19 protein-coding genes and 1 riboswitch are annotated in these 25,067 nt (G+C 65.2%); of the genes, 11 read left to right on the top strand and 8 right to left on the bottom strand.

All coding sequences use genetic code 11. The features are described from left to right. Positions 1 to 26: 26 nt before the first annotated feature. A complete protein-coding gene (locus L1892_RS22510) occupies positions 27 to 341 on the bottom strand; it encodes a DMT family transporter (protein ID WP_235726012.1) in 315 nt (104 codons plus the stop codon). Positions 342 to 356: 15 nt separating this feature from the next. Beyond that, positions 357 to 420: riboswitch (guanidine-III (ykkC-III) riboswitch) on the bottom strand. Between the two features lie 134 nt (positions 421 to 554). Here L1892_RS22510 and L1892_RS22505 point away from each other — a divergent pair. Further along, positions 555 to 1,406, top strand: a complete 852-nt coding sequence (locus L1892_RS22505) for an oxygenase MpaB family protein (RefSeq protein ID WP_235726011.1) — start codon at positions 555 to 557, stop codon at positions 1,404 to 1,406. Positions 1,407 to 1,410: 4 nt separating this feature from the next. Here the strand turns inward: L1892_RS22505 and L1892_RS22500 are convergent, their stop codons facing one another. Both L1892_RS22500 and L1892_RS22495 read right to left on the bottom strand, forming a co-directional pair. Then, entirely contained in the window at positions 1,411 to 2,901 is a 1,491-nt protein-coding gene (locus L1892_RS22500) for a cryptochrome/photolyase family protein (RefSeq protein ID WP_235726010.1), read from the bottom strand. Between the two features lie 147 nt (positions 2,902 to 3,048). Beyond that, the gene (locus L1892_RS22495) at positions 3,049 to 4,164 is read right to left on the bottom strand and encodes an alpha/beta hydrolase (protein ID WP_235726009.1); all 1,116 of its coding nucleotides are present in this window, start codon (positions 4,162 to 4,164) and stop codon (positions 3,049 to 3,051) included. 202 nt (positions 4,165 to 4,366) lie between these two features. Between L1892_RS22495 and L1892_RS22490 the strand changes: the two genes are divergently transcribed. From L1892_RS22490 to L1892_RS22470, 5 genes are all read left to right on the top strand, one after another. Next, positions 4,367 to 4,753 carry a TA system antitoxin ParD family protein gene (locus L1892_RS22490; RefSeq protein WP_235726008.1) on the top strand — a complete coding sequence of 129 codons (387 nt, stop codon included), beginning with the start codon at positions 4,367 to 4,369 and terminating at the stop codon, positions 4,751 to 4,753. Next, positions 4,750 to 5,322: an ATPase gene (locus L1892_RS22485; protein WP_235726007.1), complete on the top strand. Its 573-nt coding sequence runs from the start codon at positions 4,750 to 4,752 to the stop codon at positions 5,320 to 5,322. Before L1892_RS22490 ends, L1892_RS22485 begins: the two co-directional genes overlap by 4 nt. 135 nt (positions 5,323 to 5,457) lie before the next feature. Continuing rightward, positions 5,458 to 6,921 (top strand): DUF3375 domain-containing protein, encoded by a 1,464-nt coding sequence (locus L1892_RS22480; RefSeq protein ID WP_235726006.1) that lies wholly within the window; start codon positions 5,458 to 5,460, stop codon positions 6,919 to 6,921. After that, a complete protein-coding gene (locus L1892_RS22475; protein WP_235726005.1) occupies positions 6,918 to 7,754 on the top strand; it encodes a DUF4194 domain-containing protein in 837 nt (278 codons plus the stop codon). The genes L1892_RS22480 and L1892_RS22475 overlap by 4 nt, the downstream gene beginning before the upstream one ends. After that, positions 7,751 to 11,110 carry an ATP-binding protein gene (locus L1892_RS22470; protein WP_235726004.1) on the top strand — a complete coding sequence of 1,120 codons (3,360 nt, stop codon included), beginning with the start codon at positions 7,751 to 7,753 and terminating at the stop codon, positions 11,108 to 11,110. The genes L1892_RS22475 and L1892_RS22470 overlap by 4 nt, the downstream gene beginning before the upstream one ends. Positions 11,111 to 11,229: 119 nt before the next feature. Here the strand turns inward: L1892_RS22470 and L1892_RS22465 are convergent, their stop codons facing one another. The 4 genes from L1892_RS22465 to L1892_RS22450 all read right to left on the bottom strand — a co-directional run bounded on the left by L1892_RS22465 (position 11,230) and on the right by L1892_RS22450 (position 16,402). Then, positions 11,230 to 13,467: an NADP-dependent isocitrate dehydrogenase gene (locus tag L1892_RS22465; RefSeq protein WP_235726003.1), complete on the bottom strand. Its 2,238-nt coding sequence runs from the start codon at positions 13,465 to 13,467 to the stop codon at positions 11,230 to 11,232. Positions 13,468 to 13,604: 137 nt separating this feature from the next. Then, positions 13,605 to 14,942: an NAD(P)H-binding protein gene (locus L1892_RS22460; RefSeq protein WP_235726002.1), complete on the bottom strand. Its 1,338-nt coding sequence runs from the start codon at positions 14,940 to 14,942 to the stop codon at positions 13,605 to 13,607. Between the two features lie 126 nt (positions 14,943 to 15,068). Next, complete coding sequence (gene trxA, locus L1892_RS22455) at positions 15,069 to 15,446, bottom strand: thioredoxin (protein WP_235726001.1); 378 nt, start codon at positions 15,444 to 15,446, stop codon at positions 15,069 to 15,071. Between the two features lie 95 nt (positions 15,447 to 15,541). Further along, positions 15,542 to 16,402: an LLM class F420-dependent oxidoreductase gene (locus L1892_RS22450; protein WP_235726000.1), complete on the bottom strand. Its 861-nt coding sequence runs from the start codon at positions 16,400 to 16,402 to the stop codon at positions 15,542 to 15,544. A 161-nt stretch (positions 16,403 to 16,563) separates the two neighbouring features. Between L1892_RS22450 and L1892_RS22445 the strand changes: the two genes are divergently transcribed. Together L1892_RS22445 and L1892_RS22440 are read left to right on the top strand one after the other, a co-directional pair. Further along, positions 16,564 to 17,544, top strand: coding sequence for an alpha/beta hydrolase (locus L1892_RS22445; RefSeq protein WP_235725999.1), 981 nt, complete (start codon positions 16,564 to 16,566; stop codon positions 17,542 to 17,544). After that, on the top strand, positions 17,537 to 19,123 hold the full coding sequence (locus L1892_RS22440; protein ID WP_235725998.1) for a flavin-containing monooxygenase: 1,587 nt from the start codon (positions 17,537 to 17,539) through the stop codon (positions 19,121 to 19,123). Before L1892_RS22445 ends, L1892_RS22440 begins: the two co-directional genes overlap by 8 nt. A gap of 60 nt (positions 19,124 to 19,183) precedes the next feature. Here L1892_RS22440 and L1892_RS22435 read toward each other — a convergent pair whose 3' ends face one another. Beyond that, positions 19,184 to 20,260 carry an AraC family transcriptional regulator gene (locus L1892_RS22435; RefSeq protein ID WP_235726023.1) on the bottom strand — a complete coding sequence of 359 codons (1,077 nt, stop codon included), beginning with the start codon at positions 20,258 to 20,260 and terminating at the stop codon, positions 19,184 to 19,186. A gap of 330 nt (positions 20,261 to 20,590) precedes the next feature. Here L1892_RS22435 and L1892_RS22430 point away from each other — a divergent pair, with 330 nt between their 5' ends. From L1892_RS22430 to fadD5, 3 genes are all read left to right on the top strand, one after another. Beyond that, on the top strand, positions 20,591 to 21,718 hold the full coding sequence (locus L1892_RS22430) for an NDMA-dependent alcohol dehydrogenase (protein ID WP_235725997.1): 1,128 nt from the start codon (positions 20,591 to 20,593) through the stop codon (positions 21,716 to 21,718). 10 nt (positions 21,719 to 21,728) lie between these two features. Beyond that, positions 21,729 to 23,144: an aldehyde dehydrogenase family protein gene (locus tag L1892_RS22425; protein WP_235725996.1), complete on the top strand. Its 1,416-nt coding sequence runs from the start codon at positions 21,729 to 21,731 to the stop codon at positions 23,142 to 23,144. Positions 23,145 to 23,282: 138 nt separating this feature from the next. Further along, on the top strand, positions 23,283 to 24,893 hold the full coding sequence (gene fadD5 / locus L1892_RS22420) for a fatty-acid--CoA ligase FadD5 (RefSeq protein WP_235725995.1): 1,611 nt from the start codon (positions 23,283 to 23,285) through the stop codon (positions 24,891 to 24,893). Positions 24,894 to 25,067 lie beyond the last annotated feature (174 nt).

Below are 25,067 nucleotides of genomic sequence, written 5' to 3'. Positions count from 1 at the left end.
GTCCTTTCGCGGTCCAGCCCGATTCATCAGTGTGCCAACTTCAACCCGACCACCGATGCGACGATCGTCAGGATGAGGCCCACTTTGAGCCATGAAGCCGCCTCGGCGCCGGTGACCATCGCGATGACGACGGTCAGCGAGGCACCGATACCCACCCACACCGCATATGCGGTGCCGGTGGGCAGATCGCGCATCGCATACGCCAGACCCGCCATCGAAACGACCAGTGCCATAAAGAAAATGATCGTGGGTGTCGGTTTGCTGAATCCTTCCGACCGACCGAGTGCGGTGGCCCAGACGGCCTCCAGCACACCAGACAACACCAATATCAGCCATGACATCGACTTCCGGACCTCCAGGCGCCGTCTTGTCGCTGTCCGGGTACGGCGCACCTCGTCCGGTTGTCATCATCGACATACCCGAGTGTACCGCCGCCCATCTGCCGCCAGGTGGTGGTTTTCGCCACCATCGCGGTTCTCATCACCGCGGGTGGCTCGACTCCGGCATGCTCAGGCGCTAGTCTGAACACAGACGTAGTCAGATAGGGTATGGCAATGACCAGTACACAGCGCATGTCACGCGCCGAGATGGACCAGATGGACAGCAGCATGTTCGCACGGTCGCTGCTGTCGATGGGGCAGACGATGAGCACCGCCAACGTGATCATGCAATTGGCCAACCCCGCGGTCGGATACGGCGTGGCACACAGCACCGTCGAGAGCGGTCGTCTCGACCGACATCCGATCAAACGAGCTCGCACCACCGCGTCCTACCTCGCGGTGGCCGCGATGGGCACCGCCGAGGATCGACGTCGCTATCGCCAGGCCGTCAATCGGCAGCACGCCCAGGTTCGCTCGCACGGGGACAGTCCGGTCGAGTACAACGCCATGAATCCCGAACTGCAGCTGTGGGTTGCGGCCTGTCTTTACTACGGTTGGGAAGACATTTACGAGCGCGTGCACGGACCATTGACCGGTGTCGAGCGCGACACCTTCTACCGTCAGGGCATGGTCGTCGGCACCACCCTGCAGATGCCGGCCGAGATGTGGCCCGCCGACCGCGAGCAGTTCCAGGTGTACTGGGATCGGCAGGTCGAGGACATCGAGATCGGCGACGAGGTCCGTGAGTTTCTGCTCGACATCGCCCATTTCGGCTATGCGCACCCGTGGATCCAGCGGCGCTACGGGCCGACGAAGTATCGGCGCACGATCGGCTACCTGCCCGAACCTTTCCGGACGGCACTCCGGGTCTCCTGGTCCGCAACCGACCAACAGTGGTTCGATTCCTATGTCGATCGTCAGGTGCAGCGCGAACGACGCAAGCCGTTGTGGCTGTCGCAACTGATGTTCCGCGCGCTGCTGTGGGATGTGCGGTTGCGCAACCGCTTCGGGCGACCGCTGGTGTGAGAACTCAGAACGAATCCCGATGTCGCTCCTGCTCGAGTAATGCATCGAGATCGTCGAGGCGTCCCATCGAGGCCACGGCACGTGCGGTGCGATGATTGGACCGCAGCATCTCCCGGTGGCGATGGGTAAACGCCCAGTAGCCGGCGGTGAATGGGCAGGCCTTCTCGCCGACTCGCGTCCTGGGGTCGAAAGCACAGTCGGCGCAGAGATCGGACATCCGGGAGATGTAGGCGCCCCCGGACGTGTATGGCTTGGTGGCCATCAGCCCGCCATCGGCGTGCTGACTCATGCCGATCACGTTCACCGGCATGACCCAGTCGAAACCATCGACGAAGTTGGCGCGAAACCATTCGGTGAGCTCGGCCGGATCGTATCCGCGCTGCAAAGCGTGGCTACCCAGCACCATCAGGCGGGGGATGTGGTGCACCCAACCCCGCTCACGAACTCCGGCCAACGCATCGGACAAACATCGCGCGGTGACCGCGGCGTCGTCGAGTTCACGGAACCAGCGCGGCAACGATCGATGCGCATCCAAATGATTGCTGGACGGGTAGTCGGATCCAAAGTGCCAGTAGAGGTGCCACACGAACTCGCGCCACCCGAGGATCTGCCGGATGAATCCTTCCGCCGACGCCAGCTCGACGTCGCCGGCCCGGGTGGCGTCCTCCGCGGCGCCGACGACGTCGAGCGGATGGAGTAACGAGAGGTTCAGCGGCACCGACAACAGCGAATGCGACATCGCCCAGTCCTCGCCCATGATGGCGTCCTCCCATCGGCCGAACGTGGCCAGCCGGTGGCCGACGAAATGGGCCAGCGCTCGCTGCGCCTCGTCATGGGTGACTGCGAACAGTCGCGGGCCGTCGTCGCCGGTGAACGCCACATCCATGGTGTCGAGGTCGGCACGTACCTGTTCGTCGATGTCATCCTCGGTGGGCCACCACGGATCGTCGATCCCGAGAGTCCGCCGACGCGGCGGCGGCTCGCGGTTGTCGCGATCGAAATTCCATGTACCGCCGAATGGTTCGTCACCGTCCATCAGCACCTCGAACCGCCGACGCTGGTCTCGGTAGAACTCTTCCATGCGGAATCGTTCGCAATCGCCTGCCCATTGGCGGAAGTCACTGCGGGACAGCGCAAAAGATGGGTTCGGCAGGATCTCCGACACCAGTCCCTCGACCCAGAGTCGGTGCACGAATCGCGCTGCGGCTCGCGAACTCGGTTCATGCACCACCACGGGGCGGCCGAGCGCAGCGAGCGCGTCACGGTAGGTCTCGGCCTGCCAGAGTTGGGCGCGATCACCGAGCTCGTCGGCGAGATGTCGCATCCCGGACAGCAGAACGTGCGCTTTCTGTCGGTGGCCGCCACGACGGCGAAAGGCCGTCGACGACTCGATCAACACCACCTCGCGATCGTCGTGCTCGGCGGCCGAGAAAATGTGTCGGCCGAGTTGATCTCCGAACAGCCACAACGGGTCTGTCGATGTCGCATGCGCCACGTGGCCACCTCCTCGGCACCGACGCTAATCGGCGCGCGGGACGCGAGCGCGCAGCTCGAGTCCACCGCAACCCGGTTGCGACCTCGGTAACAGCGGGATAACCCCCGGCCGGCGACGCTGTCGGGTATCGCCGACGTACGGGACGGCTCAGTGGGTTTGTTCGGCGTCGGGGTCGGGGGCGACGTGTGCAGCGGCGAGTTCGTGCAGTGCGCGGAACACTCGTTTGGCCGGTTCGGCCCACGGCATCAGGATCGGGAACACGTGGAACATGCCGAACTCCTCCATCGCGGCAACTCGCACGCCCGCCTTCTCCAAGACGTCGACGAACTCCCGGATGCCGTCGCGGAACATCTCGTCGGCTCCCCAGCACACGAAGGTCGGCGGAAACCACTCCGCGTCGACATCGGCGTAGATGACCGAGACGCGGGAGTCGTTGGGCTGCACACCATGCAGATACGGGGTGACCGGTACATTCCACGGCAGGATGTCGAGCTGCGCGTTCTCGGTGATGGACGGGCGGTCCAGATCGAGATCGACCTCCGGCGAGAACAGCGCGGCCGCCGCCGGCATGGGCATCGAGTGATCGTGCAGGTGAGAGATCAGCGAGGTGGCCAGGCCGCCACCGCCGGAATCGCCGGCCACCACGAGGTGCTCCGGCGCAACCCCGCGGTCGAGCAGGCCACGGTAGACGTCGGCCGCGTCATGTACGCCGGCCGGGAAGGGGAATTCCGGAGCCATCCGATAGTCGGCGATGAATACCTCGAAGCCGGTGTGTCTTACGAGCGCAGCGGCGAACGCGGTATACATGATCGGCGACGTCCCGATATAGCCGCCACCGTGGAGGTACAGGATGGTGGCGCCGATCGTCTGCTTGTCCTCCTGGTCGTCCACATAGGCGTCCGAGCTGGCCTTGGCGCGACACCAGAGGCCGGGCACTCCGCCGATGGTGTCGGCGGTGATCTCGACGCCGTTGCTCACCGCGACGAACGGCGGCATCACCACTCGGCAGATGTCGTCGAGCACCTTCTCCATGGACCGGAACTCTTCGATCGGCAAACCCATCGAGTAGCCCATGAACGACCGGACGACCTGCCGGGTCACCGACTGCCCGAGGTTGTCCAACAACCCACCGGGCCCCTGCCAGGGTCGTCGCAGCGGTACCCGCGCCAGACCGTTGACCAGACTCTCGGCGAGCCCCACGACCGTCAGCGCCGTGATCGGACCTGCCGCCGTCTGCACCTCGCGACGATCTGCCATCACCATGACGCTCATCGTAGTGAGATCCGTGCGTACCGCAGCGGTGTGCGTGTGCAGCGGCGGTACTCCCGACGCGAGACGCTCGCGGTAGCCATTGGCTACACTTGTTTCATATTGCTACCGCGCGAGGGCGGCTCGGCTCACGAACGGCTCGGCTCACGAACGTCAAAGCCGCGACGGCCCAGCGCAGATACACGGGAGTACACACATGCCTCGCTCCGCCGACAAGGTGACCCGGTTTGACGCCGAGTTGATCGACAGCGCGATCAGCGAGGGCCGCCGACAACAACGAACCGGCAGACAACAGCTCGAACACTGGGCGCGGGTCGGACGCGCGGTGACCGCCTACGAGTCGGCTGCACTGAGTAGGGTGCGCGCAGCACTACGCGGGGCGCAACCGGTCGATGACCTCACGGTCGATGAGGGTCGGGTGTTCAACGCCGAGATCCGGGCGCGGGTCGCTGAAGATCTCGCGAACGCAGACTATCGCGCCACGCAGGTGGCCCGCGGTGTCACGACGGTGGCCCTCGACGATGCCGGCCGCATCGTCGAATACCGTCCGGACGGCAGTGTGCACCACGTGGCCGACGAGTGAGACGTCTCGACCTGGTCATCGGCCCCAACGGGGCCGGTAAATCGACCTTCGTCGAACTCACGCTCGCGCCACTGTTGGCGCGCAGTGTCTTCGTCAATGCCGATCTGATCGCGCGGCAGCGTTGGCCAGGCGACTCCGCGGCGCGATCGTATGAGGCGGCCGAGGTCGCGGCGGCCACTCGCGATCGGTTGATCACCGACGGGCGGTCATTCATCGCCGAGACGGTGTTCTCCCATCCCGCGAAGCTTGATCTCATCGGCCGCGCCCACGCGGCGGGATACGTCGTCGTCCTGCACGTTCTCCTGGTGCCGGAGACCATCTCGGTCCTGCGCGTGCGACATCGGGTCGATGGGGGTGGCCACGCGGTTCCCGAGGACAAGATCCGCGCGCGCCACCGACGGGTGTGGCCGTTGGCCGTTGAGGCCATCGGGTGCACCGACGAGGCGACGGTCTACGACAACGCGAGCGGCGTTGCGCCGGCCATCGTGGCCGAGTTCACCGGCGGCACGCTGGTCGGCGACGCGCACTGGCCCGACTGGGCACCCGCCATCCTGCGAGACAGCTGGTGACGGTCCGAATGGTCATCGGCACCACACTGACAACCTCGGCCGATGGCCATACAGCCCCCTGCACCGTGCGAGTGCCGAGCGCGGACGTGGCACACTACCTCGGGCCCTCTTTCCCTGCGACCCGGTGAGGCGGCGATGGACAACTCAGAGCAGCCGACGTTGGCGCAGGCGTGGGACGCCAACCGCTCGATTCAGCGATCGGCGGCGGTGCGACTGTTCTCCGCGACCAACTCGGCGCTGTATGTGACGCTGATGGAACGTCACCTCGACTTCGGCGCCCGGCGCACGGAACCCGAACTCACGGTGCGCCTCGAACGCGATCTCGCCGAACTCGGGGTCAGTGATCAGCCCGACGGTCTCGAGCTGATCAAACTGTGGGCCAAACAAGGATGGGTGCACCGGGTCACCGAGCCGGCAGCGGCGACGGGACACAACATCTGCCACCTGACCGCCGAAGCGCGTTCGGTCCTCGACTACATGCGACGCCTGCGGCGAGCCGACAGTGTCGCCACGGGTGGGTCCATCAACGGCATCGCGGCGGGACTACGACGCGTGGCGGGCCAGGTCTCCGACGATCCGGGCCAGATCCGCGAGGAAATCGAACACCAGATCAGTGAACTCGACGCCGAGCTCGCCGACCTCGATGCCGGTCGCCGACGCCGACCCGATCTGCGTAGCGCCGAGGACGAGGCTCGTGCGATCGCCTACCAGATGGAGCAGATCGTCTCCGACATCGGACAGTACGGCGCCATGCTCGACCGCATCACGACCCAGCTCCTCGATGACCCGCACGACTCCGACCTGGCCTATCGCGATCGGCAACGCCGGCTGTTCGACGACTACGAGGCCCTGCTCGAGTCGTCGCAGAGCACCTCGTATCACGCGTTCACCCAGATGATCCAGGATCCGACCCAGCGCGAACGACTCGTCGCCGATATCTCCACGGTGACCGACCAGCTGCCCGACATCGAACCCGGGCTCCGATCGGTGATGGACAACTTCTTCGAATTGGTGACCCAACAGATGGGGGAGGTCGGCCGGACCCGGCAGCGGTGCGCCCGCCGTATCCGTCGCTTCGTCGCCGCCGGCACGCTGGAGCAGAGCCGTGGCGTCGCCCGACAACTCAACGACGCGCTCGCATCGGCGCATGAGTTGCTCAAGTCATCACTGGCCGACCGCCGCATCGCGTACGAGCTGCCGTTGGCGACACCATCGGTCACCTCGATCGGCCGGCTCGCTTTCGAGATCCGCGATCGGACGCCACCGGCGCAGGCCACCCCGGCCACCGCCGGCGCCGATCTGAGTTCGTTTGCGTCGCTCGCCGGGCAGGTCGACACCGTCGAGCTGACCGAGACCGTCAACGCGGCCCTCGCCGACGGCCCCGCGACACTGTCCGACGTCCTCGCCCGGCTCGACGAACCCTATCTGGCACATGTGATCGTGCTGTGGTCCTGGGCACTGCGTCAGCCCGGCACAGCGGGTCCCGAGTCGACCATCATCCGGTTCCGATCATTGGAAGGCGAGGATCAGGCCATCGAGGTTCCCGCATTGTCGTTCACCGAACCCATCCCCACCGCGGAGGTCGACGCAGCATCGTGAGTAACAGCACCGACATTCGGGACGACCGCGGCGACCAGCGGTCCGAGGACTACACCGGATTCGACGAATTGCCCGCCGTCGAAAAAAGTCGACCGGACGACACACCCGGCGCCCCGCGTTTCGAAGGCGACGTCAGCGCCCTACCGGACCGGGCCTGCTGGGCGCTGCAGAACCTGCTGACCCGTCGCTACGTGAGCGGCGACCGTCAGCCCCAGCTGTGGGCATGGGTGATCGAATACCAAGACGCACTGCGAGTTCGGCTCTCCGAACTCGACCTGCGGCTACGGGTCGTCGACGAAGTCGAGGTGGCCTTCGTGGAACAGGCCGGTTACGACTCGCGGTGGGGACGAAAAATCCTCAAACGTGAGACCATCCACACCTACGACGCCATCCTCGCGTTGCACCTGGCCAAGTACGTGCGGGCATCCCGCGACGAACATGTACTGATCACCCGGGAGGAGATCCACGAGCTCTTCGCCGGCGTCACCAACACCATCGATCGCGATCTGGCGTTGTTCGACAAGCGGATCGGGCGTGCGATCGACAAGCTCGAGGAGATGGACTTCCTGCGCAAGCACCGCGACGACCCGGACACCTTCACGGTGAGCCCGGTCATCTCGGCGGTGATGACCGCGTCGGTGATCACCGACCTGCAGCGGCAGTTCGAACAGTTCATCGGTGCCGGCGACCTCGGCGACGACATCGGCGAATCGCCGGATCAGGCCGATGCGGCCATCCGGAGTGCGTACACCGGCGATGAGAGGGACGTTCACGGCGAGGACATTCACGGCGAGGACATTCACGACGGGGACGACGAAGGAGACGAGTGGTGAACGGAGCTGTGGACCAGTACCACCTGTCGCGACTACAGCTGATCAACTGGGGGGTGTTCGACGGCTATCACTCGATTCCGTTCAGCGCCGGCGGATCCCTCATCACCGGATCGTCGGGGAGCGGCAAATCCTCACTGCTGGATGCTATTTCATTGGCGTTCCTACCCGATCACCGACGCAACTTCAACGCATCCGGCGACGCGACCGCGGCCGGCTCGTCCAGTGGCCGCCGGACAGTCGGCAAATACATCCGCGGTGCGTGGGGTGAACGCCGCAGCGGCGCCGGCGGGCAGCGCGAGATCATGTACCTGCGTGGCTCGGGACCGGCATGGGCCGCGATCGCGGTGACGTACACCTCGACCTCGGGCGAGGCCATCACCGGCCTGGTCCTGAAATGGCTGGCGGCGGGCAAAATGACCGACGCCTCGAGCACCTACTTCATCCATGACGGCGACATCGACATCGTCGACGTGTGCAACGAGTGGGCCCGGGCCAACCACAATTCCGCCATCTTCCGGGATCTCGGCTGGCGAGGCGGGCCGGGAGAGGGCAAGTACCTGTCCTCGCTCTACTCGCTGATCGGTATCCGCGGTTCGGATGCCGCGCAACAATTGTTGGGAAAGGCCAAATCACTCAAGAGCGTCGGCGGCCTCGCGCAATTCGTGCGGGAATTCATGCTTGACGAACCGAGCAGCATCGTGGGTATCACCGACGCCCTCGAACAGATCGACCCCTTGGTCGAAGCTCGTGAGCTACTCGACGTAGCGCGGCGCAAGCGCACCATCCTCGGCAGCATCGAGACCGTGCACGAACGTTACGCCGCCGAATCGGCCACGTTTTCGGTGCTCGACACGATCGACACTGCGTCGATCCGCGCGTATCTCAACAACCTGCGACGTCGGACCGCGGAGCCCGAGATCTCCGATCTCGACGACCAGATAGCCCGCCTCGACACCGATCTGGCCGCGTTGACCGCGCAACACGATCAGCTCCGCCAGGACCACAGTCATCTGCTGTCGCGGATCGCCACATCGACCGGTGACCTCGCACCGCTACAGGAACAACTGACCACCGCGCAGCGCGCCGGCAACGACGTCGCGGCGCGGCGCAGTTCGTATGACACCAAGGTCTCGGCGCTCGATTTCGACCTCCCCGACGATGCCGAGGAGTTCTGGACGCTGCGCGAGCATCTGATGGAGGAGGCCACCCGGATCGACGGGCAGCTCGACGCCGGCAAGGCTCACTACGCCGATGCCCTGGCACGCGAAGTCGCCGCTCGATCCCAGCGCGACGCCGCCCACGACGAACTGCAACGGGTGACGCAGGCCGGTTCGGCGCTTCCGCGGGCCGAGCACGAGATGCGCCGGGTGATCGCCCAGGCCCTGCAGGTCGACGAAGCCGAACTCCGTTATGTCGCCGAACTCGTCGAACTCCGACCCGAGCACGAACGCTGGCGTCTGGCGGTCGAGAAGGTGCTGCGCTCGGCCGGGTTACGACTCCTGGTTCCCGCGGAGCATTTCCGAGCCGCGTTGCGTTTCGTCAACACCCACGACATGCGTGGTCGGATCCAGCTGCACCACGCGGAGAATCGCACTGCACCGGCGCCCGAACCCGGCACGCTCGGTGCAACGTTGCGGTCGGTGGACCCGGGCCACCCGTGTGCGGCCGAGGCGATGGCCATCCTCACCCGACTCGGCAACTACGTGTGTGTCGAATCGCCGACGGAATTCACCGAGCACGCCAAGGCCGTCACCGACCGCGGTCTGCGCAAGGATTCGGCCAAGCTCGCGGTCAAGGACGACCGGCAGTCGCTGCGTCCGTCCCAGCACATCTTCGTCGGGGACGTCGACGCGAAGATCGCCGCGCTGCAGGCCGAGTTCGACGACGAACAACGCGCGTACAACGCTGCGCGGGAGGCCAGTTCGGCGCTCGACCGCGAACGTACCGAGAAGCAACACCGGCGCGACTCCTACCGCCGGGTGTGCGAACAGTTCACCCAGTGGAGTGAGATCGACACCGACTCGGCCGATGAACGGGTGGAGCAGCTCACCGAACAGTACGAGTTGTTGATGGACGAGCACCCCGATGTGGAAGCCTTGCAGCGCAAGGCCGATGACATCTGGGACCAGGTACGCGGGGCGATCTCGCAGGCGGCGTTGGTGCGCGACAAGATCGCCGGACATGATCGACGGCGCACCCAGCTGCTCGACCTCGTCGACCGGCTCGACATCGAGGACATCTCCACCCAGGCCGAGCAGACGCTGGACGGCTTCCGCGAAGAATCCGGGGCGAGCCTCGATGTGCTGGCGCCGGAGCCGTATCGGCAAGACCTGCTGAAGCTGGTGGCCAAGGACCGCGATCGGATGCGCGCAGACGCGCGACGGTCCCGCGACGAACTGGCCCGCATCCTCGACACCTACGACGAGGAGTTCCCCGACGCGGTCCCGAACGACAGCGACGACTTCGACGAACGCATCCATGATTACGTCGCGGTGAGCCGCCGGATCGACGAGCGTGAACTGCCGGCCGCCTATGAACGGATGCGTCGCCTGATCACCGAACAGGCCCCGGGCGCAATTCTCAACCTGCACATGGCCGCCGACGCCGAGGAGCGTCGCATCGTCGAACAGATCGAGCGTGTCAACACCGGCCTGGGCGCGGTGGCGTTCAACCGCGGGACCCGGCTGCGATTGCACCCGGGACGCAAGCATCTGGCTGCGGTGGCCGATCTCAGCGAGCGGGCCAGGCAGATCTCTCAGCGCACCACTGCGGTGAGTTTCGGCGACGAACAGGCGATCCTGGAGCAGTATGCGGACATCCTGCTGCTGCGCGAGCGGCTGGCCGGGGTGACGCCGGAGGATCGTCAGTGGACCCGCGACGCCCTCGACGTGCGCAACCGCTTTGACTTCTACTGCGAGGAACACGACGCGGTGACCGGCGAGACCATCCGCACCTACAGCAACGCGGGCGACAACTCCGGCGGCGAACAGGAGAAGCTGATGGCGTTCTGCCTGGCCGGCGCGCTCAGCTTCAACCTGGCGAGTCCGGACGGTACCGACAACCGCCCGATCTTCGCGCAGCTCATGCTCGACGAGGCGTTCTCGAAGTCCGATCCGCAGTTCGCGCAACAGGCGCTCTCGGCGTTCCGCAAGTTCGGCTTCCAGCTCATCATCGTCGCGACCGTGCAGAACACCAGCACTATCCAGCCGTACATCGACAACGTGGTCATGGTGTCGAAGTCCGAGGTCGGCCAGGAGGGGAGCGCAGACACCCGGCCGGTGGCCACCGCACTGTCGACGACGATCCGGGCATTCTCGGACCTGCGGCGCTCGAGCGGCGGGCAGCTGCCCGTCTGACGTTGGGCCGAACGCTCAGCGTCGAACGGCCCGCCCGGTCTCCAACCACATCGAGAACTGACATCCACGGCGGTCGTAACCGCCGCGGATGTCAGTTCTGCTTGTGGTTCCCGTTCGGCTCAGTCTCGCGCGGCGGCCAGCGCGTCGTTGAACGTCTTGCTCGGGCGCATCACCGAGGCGGTCATCTCCGGGTCCGGGTAGTAATAGCCGCCGAGGTCGACGTGATCTCCCTGCGCTCCGTTCAGTTCGCCGACGATCGCGTCCTCATTCTGGGCGAGGGCTTGCGCGAGCGACGTGAAACGCTTGGCGAGGTCGGGATCCTCGGTCTGCTCGGCGAGTTCCTGAGCCCAGTACATCGCCAGATAGAACTGGCTGCCCCGGTTGTCGAGCTCACCGGCGGCCCGCGACGGTCCCTTGTCGTTCTCCAACAGCTTGCCGGTCGCCGCGTCGAGCGCCTTGGCCAGCAGCACCGCACGCTTGTCGTCGGTCTTCTTGCCCAGTTCCTCGAGGCTCACCGCGAGCGCCAGGAATTCGCCGAGCGAGTCCCACCGCAAGTGGTTCTCTTCGATGAGCTGCTTGACGTGCTTGGGTGCCGATCCACCCGCACCGGTCTCGTACAGACCACCCCCGGCCATCAGCGGCACGATGGACAGCATCTTGGCGCTGGTGCCGAGTTCGAGGATGGGGAACAGGTCGGTGAGGTAGTCACGCAGGATGTTGCCGGTCGCAGCGATGGTGTCCATCCCGCGGATGACCCGCTCCAGCGTGTACCGCATCGCTCGGACCTGCGACATGATCTGGATGTCGAGACCCTCGGTGTCGTGATCGGGCAGGTACTTGTGCACCTTCTTGATCAGCTCGTTTTCGTGCGGGCGGTACGGATCCAGCCAGAACAGCACCGGCATCCCGGAATCGCGGCAACGCGTGACGGCCAGCTTCACCCAATCCTGGATCGGGGCGTCCTTGACGATGCACAACCGCCAGATGTCGCCCTCCTCGACGTTCTGGGTCAGCAGCACCTCGCCGGTGGCCAGGTCGGTGATGTTGGCTACCCCCGCGGCCGGCACCTCGAACGTCTTGTCGTGCGATCCGTACTCTTCGGCTTTCTGCGCCATCAGCCCGACGTTGGGCACGGTGCCCATGGTGGTCGGATCGAACTGCCCGTTGGTCTTACAGAAGTTGATCATCTCCTGGTAGATCCGCGAGAAGGTCGACTCCGGGTTGACGGCCTTGGTGTCCTTGAGCCGCCCGTCGGCGCCATACATCTTGCCGCCGGCACGGATCATCGCCGGCATAGACGCATCGACGATGACATCGCTGGGGGAGTGGAAGTTCGAAATGCCGCGGGCCGAATCGACCATCGCCAGTTCGGGCCGGTGTTCGTGGCACTTGTGCAGGTCGTCGATGATCTCCTCGCGCTGCGCGCTCGGCAACGACTCGATCTTGCTGTAGAGGTCGGACAGACCGTTGTTGACGTTCACGCCGAGTTCGTCGAACAGTTCGCCGTGCTTGGCAAATGCATCCTTGTAGAACACCTTGACCGCGTGTCCGAACACGATCGGGTGCGACACCCGCATCATCGTGGCCTTGACGTGCAGCGAGAACATCACGCCGGTCTTGTAGGCGTCCTCGATCTGCTCTTCGTAGAATTCGACGAGCGCCTTCTTGGACATGTACATGCTGTCGATGACGTCGCCGTCGGTCAGCGACACCTTCGGCTTGAGAACGAGGGTCTCGCCGTCGGAGGTGATGAGCTCCATCTTGACCTCGCGGTCGCCGGAGACGGTCATCGATTTCTCGCCGTGATAGAAGTCGCCCTCGGTCATGTGCGCGACGTGGGTCCGCGACGCCATCGACCACTCACCCATGCTGTGCGGGTGCTTGCGGGCGTATTCCTTGACGGCCTTGGGGGCTCGCCGGTCGGAGTTGCCCTCACGCAGAACCGGGTTGACCGCGCTGCCCAGGCACTTGGTGTAGCGGTCGCGGATCGCCTTCTCTTCGTCGGTCTTGGGATTGCCCGGGAACTCCGGCAGGTCGTAGCCCTTCTCCTGCAACTCCTTGATGGCCGCCAGCAATTGGGGGACCGACGCACTGATGTTGGGCAGCTTGATGATGTTGGTCTCGGGAAGCTGGGTCAGCCGGCCCAACTCGCCGAGGTTGTCGGGCACCTTCTGGTCCTCGGGAAGCAGATCGGAGAACTCGGCGAGGATGCGCGCGGCGACCGAGATGTCACTGGTCTCGATGTTGATGTCGGCGGCATCGGCGAACGCGCGTATCACCGGCAAGAAGGCGTAGGTCGCGAGCATCGGCGCCTCGTCGGTCAGCGTGTAGATGATGGTCGGCTTCTCCGCGCTCATGTTCTCTTCTCAACTCCAGTTCTTGGTCGCGTATGCAAGTGGTGCGAGATTTTGTCTCGGCGTTACCAGTATCACGTCGGAGCGGGCGTTGTGTGCACCGACCGGTTCACCCCCGCCTGTTGGCAGAGCACAACCTGTCATCGGAACGGGTCCCAGCGCGAAGCCCCGAGCGCTCGTAACGCTACGCCGATCCGCCAGTAGAGGAGACCGCCGAGTCCCCGTGGAAAGAACGTCGAGGTCGTGACGAGTTCGGCGCCGACGTGTCCGTCGGCGGATCTGTCGGTGATCGCATGATCGACGAACGCGCGGCCGGGCTGTCCGCGCTCGGTCCCCATCCGCAGATGCGTCGGCTCGGTGGCCGCCACGACCTCCCAGCGCGTGCCCGTGCGCGATCGCAGGCGCCGCCACAGATCGGGGGCTGACCGGTCCTCGACGCGTCGATCGACGGTGCCGAACGAAACCTCTCCGGCCCATGGCGGGTCGGTGGGTAGAGGTTCGGCAGCGCATGTGTCGGCGGTCGCGTTCGACCACTCCACCGAGTTGTCGCCGCGGGCCACCCGCTGCAGCGTCGCGGCCAGCGCCGCGCGATAGGTCATGAGTCCGCCGGTCGGCGGGGCGATCACATCGTCGATGTCGTGTTCGTGGCAGATCGCATCGCATTCCAGTGACTCGATCAGTGGGCGGGCGATCTTGCCCCTGATCGGGGTCACCAGGCGCACCCAGCGACTCGCGATGGTGGGGGTGAGGTAGGGCAGGACGATCATCCGTCGTGGGGGCAGGCCGGCGACCTCGGCGTATCGCTGCATCATGTCGCCGTATTCCAGGACATCCGGTCCGCCGAGATCCCACGTCCGTGACGTCGGCACGTCAGCGGTGGCTGCCTCGACCAGATAGTGCAACGCGTCGCCGACGGCGATCGGCTGGATCTTGTTGTGCACCCACCGTGGTGTGGTCATCACCGGCAATCGCTCGGTGAGGTGCCGGATCAGCTCGAAGGATGCCGACCCCGATCCGATCAGGGTGCCCGCCTGCAGCGCGACCGTCTCGATCCCCGAATCGATCAGGATCTCGCCGACCTCGGCGCGTGATGCCAGATGCTCGGACAACTCCACACCCTCGGGATGCAGACCGCCCAGATACACGATGCGCGACACCCCACAGGCAGACGCCGCGGCCACCACGTTCTGTGCGGACCGCCGCTCCTCGTCGGCGAAGTCGGCGTCGGTGCTCATTGAATGCACCAGGTGATAGACAACGTCGATGTCGACGAAAGCTTCGAGCAGGGAATCACGGTCGGACAGGTCGCCACGCACCACCTCTGCACGGGAGTTGGCGGCCCAGGGCGCATCGGCGATCTTGGCCGGGGTGCGGGCCAGCGCCCGCACCCGATGTCCGCGGGCCAGCAGGCGGGGCGCCAAGCGGCCACCGACGTAGCCCGTGGCTCCGGTCACCAGACACCGTCGAGAGTCGTCCACGACTCCACCCTACGGATTCGCCCGACAGACCACGGTCGCGTTTCGACTCGACGTCGAAAGTGAGGTGAACGTGCCGACAATCGGCACGTTCACCTCACACGTCGTCGGGCTGGCCCGCCCCAGCGCTCAGCTGTTGGTTTGTTCCTTCTCGGCGGCGGCGATCTCCGCGCGCACCTGATCCATGTCGAGGTCGCGGACCGCGCCGATCAATTCGTCGAGCTGCGCAGCAGGCAGTGCTCCCGGCTGATTGAAAACCAGGACACCATCTCGGAAGGCCATCAGGGTGGGAATCGATCGGATGCCGAACCCGCCGGCGAGCTGCTGCTCTGCCTCGGTGTCGACCTTGCCGAACACGATGTCGTCGTTCGTCTCGGACGCCTTCTCGAACACTGGCGCGAACTGGCGGCACGGTCCGCACCATCCCGCCCAGAAGTCCAGCAGCACGATGCCGTCCTGGCCGATGGTCTCTTGCAGATTGTCGATGGTGATCTCACGAGTGCTCATGACACTTCCAATGCATACCCCTACGGGTATATTCCTCGGGTGCAGTCCGCGTTCCACGCTACGCACATTCCGTGCAATGCTCCATCCGACGCCCGCTACCTCAGGGCGGCAGCCAATCTCCGCCACTGCTCGCGGGGCATCGCGCGATGGTCGGCCTGGAGGACCTGGACGCAGACATGATCGGCGCCCGCCGCACGATGTGCCTCGATCCGGTCGAGCACGACCGCTTCGTCACCCCAGGCGATCAGTGCGTCGAACAGTCGGTCGCTGACCGTCTGCAGATCGTCTTCGGAAAAGCCCAGGCGCAGGAGGTTGTTGGCGTAGTTGGGCATTGCGAGGTAGCCGGTGAGCCACTTGGTGCCGATAGCGCGCGCCTCATCGCGGTCCGACGCCAGGATCGCCGTCTGCTCGGGAGCGACCAACGGTCCCTCGCCCACGGCCGCACGCGCAATCGCGGTGTGCTCGGGTGTCACCAGATACGGGTGCGCTCCGCGGCTGCGTTCAGATGCCAACGCGAGCATCTTGGGACCCAACGCGGCCAGGACGCGACTGTCGACCGGAACCGGATCGGCCGCCGCGTCAAGACCGTCGAGAAAGGCTTTGGTGGTGGCCAACGGCTTCCGGTACCGACCGGCCTCCTGGGCATCGATCAACGGCGCGTGGCTGATCCCCAGTCCCACCAGGAACCGAGGTCCGAGTTCTGCGGTGAGGCGCGCGTGCGCCGCTGCGACGTCTGCCGGCTCATGCATCCACATGTTCAGGATGCCGGTGGCGATGACCGCCTTGGTGGTCGCCCCAAGTAGGTTCTCCACCGAATCCATCAGCGGCCCACCGACATCGGGCACCCACAGCGCGGTGAACCCGAGCTCGTCGAGCTCGGCCGCCGCCTCGGCCGCCTCCGCGGAATCGCCATAACGCAGCGGTGAACTCCAGATACCAACCCCGTTCAGTTCCATGACCCGACCCTACCGGGGTGTGCCGAGTGGCCCGAATTGCCGAGTGTTGGCCCGAATGGTGCTGTTGTCGGCACCCAACGGCGCTCTATGTTGATGGTGATCGACATCACAGTTCGGCTGCGGGAGTCATCCGACCCCCGCCGAGGCAGAAGGGGACAAGAATGCCGCTCGAACCGGTATCACAGGGGCTGTTGCAGCAACTCGCCGAGGAACGCCAGCCACCGATCAGCGAACAGACACCGGCACTGGCCAGGATGACCGGACCCATCTTCGCCGGCATGAGTGGTCGGGGACCGGAGGTCGGTGCGGTCCGCAACGTCAAGCTCAAGGGTGCTGACGGCGGCCTGTTCCGGGTGCGCGCACTCATTCCCGAGGGAGAACCCGAAGCGGTGATCGTCTACTTCCACGGCGGCGGTTGGGTGCTGGGTGACATCGATCTGCAGTACGACCATGTCGGGCGCGATCTGGCGAACCGCACGCGGTCGACGGTCGTCCTCGTCAATTATCGGAAGGCGCCGGAGCATCGGTTCCCGACCGCGATCGAGGACAGCTACCTCGGCTTGTGCTGGGCTGCCGAACATCTCGCCGAACTCGCCACAACCGGCGCGCCGCTGATCGTCGCGGGCGACAGCGCCGGCGGCAACATCGCCGCGGTGATGACCCACTGGGCACGCGACCGCCGTGGCCCACAGATCGACTATCAGGCCCTGGTGTATCCGGTCACCGACTGCGATGTCGACACGCCGTCCTACGTGGACCCCGAGAACCAACTGATGCTCAGCCGGGACACGATGATCTGGTTCTGGGACCACTATTTGCCCGACGTCGCGGCCCGAACCCACCCCGACGCATCACCACTGCGCGCCGCCGACCTGTCGGGCCTGCCACCCGCGTTGGTCTATGTCTGCCAATACGACCCGCTGCATGACGAGGGGGTGGCCTACGCCCGGGCGCTGGAGAAGGCCGGTGTACCGGTCACCCTCGCCGAGGCAGAAGGACAGATGCACATCTACTTCCAGATGGCGAACATCTTGCCGGGCTATCAGACCGGCATAGCGCTCGTCGCCGACCACATCACCACCTTCATCAGTAATCACGCGCACACCAGCGCGCCACAGGAAGAGGCCACCAGCGATGCCTGACCGGGACGTACTGATCATCGGCGCCGGTTTCTCCGGCCTGTATCAACTTCACAAACTCCGCGAACTGGGATTCGATGCCCATGTCGTCGAGGCCGGGCCGCAGGTGGGCGGCACCTGGTACTGGAATCGATATCCCGGCGCGCGATGCGACATCGAATCGATCGGTTACTCCTACTCTTTCGATCCCGAATTGCAGCAGGAGTGGAACTGGACCGAGCGCTATGCGGCGCAACCCGAGATTCTCGCCTACCTCGAACACGTTGCGGACAAGCTCAACCTTCGCACGGACATCTCATTCGACACTCGGGTCGTATCACTCGATTTCGACGATCCGCAGGACATGTGGACCGCAACCACCGACAGCGGGGCGACGATCACCGCGCGCTACGTCGTCGCCGCGACCGGATGTCTGTCCAAACCGCTGCTTCCCGAGTTCCCCGGCCTCGACGACTTCGCCGGAGACGTGTACTGGACCTGGGACTGGCCCACCGACGAGGTGGATTTCGCCGACAAACGGGTCGCGGTCATCGGCACCGGATCGTCGGGAATTCAGACAATCACGGCCATCGCACCCACGGTTGGTTCGCTGACGGTGTTCCAACGGACCCCAACCTACGCCGTCCCCGCGCAGAACCGGCTCATCGCCGAAGAACTGGCGGAACTGAAGACTCACTACGACGACTTCCGGGCGGAGAGCCGACTCTCGGTCGGCGGAATACCTTGTGGCGATGAACTTCCGCCGTTCTTCGACGACCTCGACGATGGGCGCATCCGTTCGGAACTGCATATGCGCTACGACGATGGTGGCCTGTGCTTCCAGCAGTCCTTCCGCGATCTCCTGCAGAACGAGGAGGCGAATGCCCGGGCCGCCGAGTATGTGCGCAACCGCATCAAGGACAAGGTGCACGATCCGGCGGTGGCCGAGAAGCTGACTCCTCGGTCGTACCCGATCGCGGCCAAACGGATGTGCGTGGACACCGGCTACTACGAGGTCTACAACCAACCCAATGTGACGCTGGTCGACGTCAACGAACAACCGATCGAACGCATCACCGAACACGGGATCCGGGCCGGGGGGACCGACCACGAGTTCGACGTGATCATCCTGGCCACCGGTTTCGACGCGATGACCGGGGCGCTGGCGGCGATCGACATCCGCCACGGCGCACAAACGCTGCGCGACAAGTGGTCCGACGGACCGCGGACGTACCTCGGACTGATGTCGGCCGGTTTCCCGAACCTGTTCACCGTGACCGGACCGCAGAGCCCGTCGGTGCTGTCGAACATGGTGACGTCCATCGAGACCCACGTGGAGTGGATCAGCGCTGCGTTGAGCCACCTGCGCGAACACGGCCTGACACGCATCGAGCCGGACGTGGCGGCCGAGGACAACTGGGTCAACACGACCAATGACGCCGCCGACATGACGCTGCTCAAGCAGGCTCCGTCGTGGTACATGGGCGCCAACGTGCCCGGAAAACCTCGTGCCGCGTTGCCGTTCGTCGGTGGGGTGGGCACTTACCAGCAGATCCTCGACGGGATCGCAGTGACCGGGTACCACGGGTTCGAACTGGTCTGAGGCCGGCCCTGCGCGACGTCGGTTCCCCGTGGGTGCTCCTGCGGGGAACCGACGTCGACGTCATTGTGCGTGTGCCGTGCCCGCCCACCGGCGCATCGCACGCGAGAAACTCGACCAATCGCGATATCCCAAACGTTCGGCGATCTGCGTACGCGGCAGATTCGTGTCCCGCATGAGGTCATGGGCGAGGCTTCGACGCACATCGTCATGGATGGCGCGGTACGACGTGCCCTCACGCGTCAGGCCGCGACGCAGGGTCCGTGCGGAGTAGTGCAGGTCGGCAGCGCACTCTTCGAGAGTGCAGTCCAGCGACGGCCTATCGAGCAGGTAGGCACGCACGCGTCCGGCGATCCCGTTGGCATGCAGCCTTTCTGCTCGAATCCGCTCGCACTGCTCGATGATCACCGCAGCGGTGTGCGGGTTGGCCATCGGCAACGGAAGGTCCAGGTAGGACCGCTCGAAAATCAATTCGTCACGCGTACAACCGAATCGAACCGGAGCGTTGAAGACCTCGGTGTAGGCCCGACGCACCGCAGCATCCTCGACGCGATGGGCGAACCGCACTTCCTGCAGCGGCGTGACGCCGGTCCCGGCGAACAGTTCACGTTGCATTTGCACGCTGGCGCTCAGATCGCGTTCGATCACGAATGCGGCGATGTCGTCGGGCACACCGTCGGTGTGCGCGGCGAGCGACCACCGCTCGCCGGCGAGTAACTCACCGGTCATGGTGGCGAAAGCGAACGTCAGCGGCGAGTACCGCAGCCCGCAGCGCACCATGTCGGCGACGATCTCACATGCCTGGAGCAGGTAGCCGTAGTAACCGTAGGACGTCAGGTGATACTCCCGACCGATCTGCGCCCCGATTGCCGGTCGGTGCCCGAGGGCATCGAGCAGGTTTCGGATGACGACGATCTCCTGCTGCGCCTCGATCAGGACGGTGGCGTCACCCAGCGATGCGCGGGTCAGCCCACTGCCGTCGAGTAGACGCTCGATCGCACTCCCGTGCCGCTGTGCCCAGTCGCAGATGATGGCCACGCCGGCCGTCGTGCGGGGGTGGTCCCACGGATCCGGCATGCGGGCGAACACGGGGTCCGCAGGATCGGAGTCGTCCAGCCCCCCGCCGGCTTCGACGATCATCGTCACGCTGTCATCCTCTCCTCAGACGCACACCCTGCCCTGTGAGCAGTATCACGCCTCATCCAGATCACGGCAACGACCCCACCGTTGTGACTTGCACCTTTGTGGGACAAGTGTCCAGCTCGAAGATGGCCGCAATTGCAGTGGTTCTGGCCGCGGATGGCCTGTTGTCACCCGAGAGTCCGACCATACGCTCATCCACGACCGAAGTGACAGGTGTCACACGCTGGGTTTCGGTGCGAAGCGGGTCACCGGTGCGTCTGTCCTGCGCACCTGTGCGTGCGCCGGAGCTTTTGCCCGAGTTCCCACCGAGTTCTAAGGAGCAGACAAATGAAGACCAAAGCAGCGATCCTCGAGGATGTCGGCGCCGAATGGAAGATCGACGACGTCGAGCTGGGCGAGCCGGTTGCGGGGGAGGTACAGGTCAAACTGGCAGCGTCTGGCCTCTGCCACTCTGACGCACATCTGCAGAGCGGCTCGAGCCCAGTGCCGTTCATGCCCGTCCTAGGCGGCCACGAAGGAGCGGGGGTCATCACCAAGGTCGGGCCGGGTGTCACCGGGCTGGAGGAGGGCGATCACGTCGTTTTGGCGTTCATCCCCGCCTGTGGCACGTGTCCGGCGTGTGCCACCGGTCGGCAGAACCTGTGCGACGAAGGCGCGGGACTGCTGTCGGGTCAGGCCATCTCGGACAAGAGCTACCGGGTCAGCCGCAACGGGCAGCCGGTGCTACAGATGTGCCTGCTGGGCACCTTCGCGCCCTATGTCACCGTCCACCAGGCCTCAGTGGTCAAGATCGAGAAGGACATCCCGCTCGACAAGGCTGCGCTGCTCGGCTGCGGCGTCTCGACCGGCTGGGGGTCGGCGACCGAGATCGGTGACACCCGTCCCGGCGACGTCGTCGTGGTGATGGGCGTGGGCGGCGTCGGGATCAACGCCGTCCAGGGCGCAGCGTTCGCCGGTGCCCGCTACGTCATCGCCATCGATCCGGTCGAGTTCAAGCAGAAGAAGGCCATGGAGTTCGGTGCGACACACACCTACTCCACGGTGGACGAGGCGATCGCCGAGTTGCCGGACCTCACCTGGGGGCACATGGCCGACGTCGTGATCATCACCGTCGGGGTGATCTCCGGTGAGCACGTCCAGCAGGCCCTGGGACTGACCGCCAAGGGCGGGCAGGTCGTGGTCACCGGCATGGGCGATTTCCAGGACGGGCAGGTCGATCTCAATCTGTTCGAGTTGACCTTGCTGCAGAAGCGGGTGCAGGGGGCCATCTTCGGCGGGGTCGGTCCGCGCACGCAGATCCCCAAGCTGTTGCACCTGTATCGGACCGGACACCTCAAGCTCGACGAGCTCGTGACCACGACGTATCGGCTCGAGGACATCAATCAGGGCTATCGCGACATGGCCGAGGGCAAGAACCTGCGCGGAGTCGTCGTCTACACCGATCAGGACTACTGAGGAGAACCACATGCGGACACACAAGGACCACTACATCAACGGACAATGGGTTCCCGCGACGGGAAGTTCGTTGCTGCCGGTGACCAACCCCGCGACCGACGAGATCATCGCTGAGGTCGGGGCCGGCTCCGCCGACGACGTCGACCGCGCCGTCGCCGCCGCGCGTGCGGCATTCGACAGCTGGGCGGCCACGCCGATGTCCGAGCGCGCCCGCTACCTCGGTGCCATCGCACAAGGACTCACCGAGCGGGCCGATGAACTGGCAGAAGTGATCTCCAGCGAGATGGGCTCACCCCTCTCGTTCGCTCGGGCCGCTCAGGTTCCGTTGCCGATCAACAGCTTTGCCCAATCGGCCACGATCGTCACCGAGTTCGAATTCGAACAGAGCTACCGGGGCTCGACGATCGTCCGCGAACCCTACGGCGTCATCGGAGCGATCACGCCGTGGAACTACCCGCTGCATCAGATCGCCCTCAAAGCCGCCTACGGCATGGCCGCGGGCAACACCGTCGTCGTGAAACCGAGTGAGAACACTCCGCTCAACGCGATCATTCTCGCCGAGATCGTCGAGGCGGCTGGCCTTCCGGCCGGTGTCTTCAACGTCGTGTTCGGCACCGGACCCGAGGTGGGGGAGGCGATCGCGTCTCATCCCGACGTCGACCTGGTGAGCTTCACCGGATCCACCCGCGCCGGACGGCGAGTGAGCGAACTGGCATCGGGGACCGTGAAGCGGGTCTCCCTCGAGCTCGGCGGCAAGAGCCCCAACATCCTGCTCGACGATGCCGACCTGAACGCCGCGGTGCCGGCCGCCGTGCAGGCGGCGATGATCAACTCCGGCCAGACGTGTTCGGCGTTGACCCGCCTGCTGGTGCCCCGCGCCAAGCTGGCCGAGGTCGAGGGCATCGCCAAGGCGGTCACCGAATCGATCACGGTGGGTGACCCGACGGACGAGACCACCGTCCTGGGCCCGTTGTCCTCGCGCACCCAGCAGGAACGCGTGCTCGGCTACATCCGTAAGGGCATCGACGAGGGCGCCCGGGTGGTGACCGGCGGCCAGACCGAGCCTGCGGAGGGCGGGGGTGCCTACGTGTCGCCGACGGTGTTCTCCGATGTCACACCGGAGATGACGATCCACCGCGAGGAGATCTTCGGCCCGGTATTGGCGATCGAGCCGTACGACACCGAGGAGGAGGCCGTCGCGATCGCCAACGACACGATCTACGGACTGGCCGGTGGGGTGTGGTCGGGCTCGACGGAGCGCGCCCAGCAGGTCGCGCGCAAGATCCGCGCCGGCCAGATCGCCGTCAACGACGCCGGGATGAATCTCGACGCGCCTTTCGGCGGGTACAAGCAGTCCGGAATCGGCCGCGAGGCAGGACAATTCGGGCTTGAGGAGTTTTTGGAAGTGAAGTCGATCCAAGGCTGACGACCATGGGGCAACGGGCGCCCGGCGAATCGCCGATTCGCCCTCGGAACACCGGCAGCCCGACCTACTGTGTGGTCGAGGCCACAATTCCGGGGTACCCGATGGCCCCACACTTTCACGACAGGGGAACAGACGAGGATGACTGCCACCGCCAGCGGACAGACCAGCGAACTGACCACCGAGCCGATGCGTTCACGGCGTAACCATTGGAACAACCAGATCCGCCGACACTCGTTCATGGTGCCCGATCAGGTCGCGGTGAAGTACCTCGACCGGGCGACCACGTGGCGGCAACTCGAGGAACGAACCCACGCGTTTGCGGCCGCCCTGCACCGGCGCGGCGTCCGATTCGGGGATCGCGTGCTCATGGCGATGCTGAATCGCACGGAGTACATCGAGGCTGTTCTCGGTGCCAACCTGATCGGCGCGATCCCGGTACCGGTGAACATCCGGATGAGCCCGGCCGAGGTCGCGTTCTTGCTGACCGACAGCGGTTCGAAGATGGTGGTGACCGAGGCGATGCTGGCGCCGCTGATCGACGCTGCCGTCGCGTCGGCCGGGGGCGTCGAGGGCATCATCGTGGTCGATCGGCCGGCCGACTCCGACCACCTCGACTATGCGGCCCTGCTGACCGAGGACCCGTCGGATCTGCCCGAGATCGATGTACCCGAGGATGCCGTGGCCCTCATCATGTACACCTCTGGCACAACCGGTAAACCCAAGGGCGCCATGTTGACTCACCAGAACCTCCAGGCGCAGGCGATGACGGTGATCGCCACGTCGGGGGAGAGCGGCGAGGATGACGTCGCATCCGTGGTGCCGCCCATCTTCCACATCGCGGGAGTCGCGGCGTTCGCGCCGGTCTTCTATCGCGGTGTCCGATCGGTGATCCACCCGTTGGGCGCCTTCGATCCCGACGACATGCTGGACACGCTGGAACGCGAGGGGACGACCTCGGTGTTCATGGTGCCCGCCCAGTGGCAGGCGGTATGTGCCGCGCAGCAGGCGCGTCCGCGCGATCTCAAACTGCGGACCATCAGTTGGGGCGCCGCGCCTGCGTCGGACACGGTCCTCAACGCGATGAACGAGAACTTCCCACAAGCGATGAACATGACCGCTTTCGGACAGACGGAGATGTCGCCGATCACCTGCATCCTCGAAGGCAAGGACGCGCTGCGCAAGATCGGTTCGGTCGGCAAGGTGGTGCCGGCGGTGACCGCACGCATCGTCGATCCCATGATGAATGACGTCAAGCGCGGCGAGGTCGGTGAGATCGTCTACCGCGGACCCAACATGATGAAGGGGTACTGGCAGAATCCGCAGGGCACCGCGGATGCGTTCCGCGGTGGTTGGTTCCACTCCGGCGACCTGGTGCGAGAGGACGAGGAGGGCTTCCTTTACGTCGTCGACCGTGCGAAGGACATGATCATCTCCGGCGGTGAGAACGTCTACTGCGCCGAGGTGGAGAACGTGTTGTTCTCCCATCCCAAGATCACCGAGGCCGCGGTGATCGGGCGCGCCCACGAGAAGTGGGGAGAGGTGCCGGTCGCAGTGGTGGTGCTCGCCGAAGGCGTCGACGACCTGACGTTGGCCGAACTCGAGCCGTTTCTCAACGAGAACCTGGCCCGCTTCAAACAGCCCAAGGACCTCGTCATCATCGACGAACTGCCACGCAACGCCGGCGGCAAGGTGGTCAAGCCGAAGCTGCGCGATGCCTATGGCAGCAAGGACGAAGGTCTCGCGCACTGAGCGGATGATCGTCGCGGCGACTGCCCTTCGTGACGGCCTCCGCAAGCTCCGGCCTCCTAGTAATTCCTTGAAAGGTGTGAGAGCCGAGACATCCTCCTGATGTGGTCGAGGGGCTTGGTATCCCAAATCACATCAAGGAGGATGTCGTGTCTCACGGTAGTCGATTGAGTCGTG

It is taken from the genome of Gordonia tangerina, from assembly GCF_021556435.1.
Classification (GTDB): Bacteria; Actinomycetota; Actinomycetes; order Mycobacteriales; family Mycobacteriaceae; genus Gordonia; species Gordonia tangerina.
This window is presented reverse-complemented; position numbering and strand designations above follow the sequence as displayed.